At 59.8% G+C, this 1,168-nt stretch carries 1 protein-coding gene and 1 pseudogene; both read left to right on the forward strand.

Translation table 11 applies throughout. The features are described 5' to 3' along the window. The first annotated feature begins 18 nt into the window (after positions 1 to 18). The gene (gene sul2, locus FTU29_RS17255; RefSeq protein WP_001043260.1) at positions 19 to 834 is read left to right on the forward strand and encodes a sulfonamide-resistant dihydropteroate synthase Sul2; all 816 of its coding nucleotides are present in this window, start codon (positions 19 to 21) and stop codon (positions 832 to 834) included. Between the two features lie 86 nt (positions 835 to 920). Next, positions 921 to 1,168 (forward strand): annotated as a pseudogene (gene glmM / locus FTU29_RS17260) (phosphoglucosamine mutase); the annotation flags it as partial.

A 1,168-nucleotide genomic window follows, 5' to 3' on the forward strand; every position in this document is an offset into this window, starting at 1 on the left:
ATTATTATAGAAGCCCCCATGAATAAATCGCTCATCATTTTCGGCATCGTCAACATAACCTCGGACAGTTTCTCCGATGGAGGCCGGTATCTGGCGCCAGACGCAGCCATTGCGCAGGCGCGTAAGCTGATGGCCGAGGGGGCAGATGTGATCGACCTCGGTCCGGCATCCAGCAATCCCGACGCCGCGCCTGTTTCGTCCGACACAGAAATCGCGCGTATCGCGCCGGTGCTGGACGCGCTCAAGGCAGATGGCATTCCCGTCTCGCTCGACAGTTATCAACCCGCGACGCAAGCCTATGCCTTGTCGCGTGGTGTGGCCTATCTCAATGATATTCGCGGTTTTCCAGACGCTGCGTTCTATCCGCAATTGGCGAAATCATCTGCCAAACTCGTCGTTATGCATTCGGTGCAAGACGGGCAGGCAGATCGGCGCGAGGCACCCGCTGGCGACATCATGGATCACATTGCGGCGTTCTTTGACGCGCGCATCGCGGCGCTGACGGGTGCCGGTATCAAACGCAACCGCCTTGTCCTTGATCCCGGCATGGGGTTTTTTCTGGGGGCTGCTCCCGAAACCTCGCTCTCGGTGCTGGCGCGGTTCGATGAATTGCGGCTGCGCTTCGATTTGCCGGTGCTTCTGTCTGTTTCGCGCAAATCCTTTCTGCGCGCGCTCACAGGCCGTGGTCCGGGGGATGTCGGGGCCGCGACACTCGCTGCAGAGCTTGCCGCCGCCGCAGGTGGAGCTGACTTCATCCGCACACACGAGCCGCGCCCCTTGCGCGACGGGCTGGCGGTATTGGCGGCGCTGAAAGAAACCGCAAGAATTCGTTAACTGCACATTCGGGATATTTCTCTATATTCGCGGTTCAGCAGGCATGTCCCCTTTGAGGGCGACCCGACGACAGGATAATCGACCTTATGGTGCGCAAATATTTCGGCACAGACGGTATTCGTGGCAAAGCCAACGAAGGCGCGATGACGGCGGAAACCGCCTTGCGCGTCGGCATGGCGGCTGGCCGTGTCTTTCGTCGCGGTGACCACCGCCATCGTGTCGTGATCGGCAAGGATACGCGCCTGTCGGGCTATATGCTTGAACCCGCGCTCACAGCCGGTTTCACCTCGATGGGCATGGACGTATTCCTTTTTGGCCCGCTGCCGACAACGTA

Origin of the sequence: Acinetobacter sp. YH12086 (genome assembly GCF_013419345.1) — a bacterium.
Classification (GTDB): domain Bacteria; phylum Pseudomonadota; class Gammaproteobacteria; order Pseudomonadales; family Moraxellaceae; genus Acinetobacter; species Acinetobacter amyesii.

What these genes read in the sequence shown, in the direction of transcription:
- sul2 (WP_001043260.1), top strand. Translation starts at nt 19, where the DNA reads ATGAATAAATCGCTCATCATTTTCGGCATCGTCAACATAACCTCGGAC.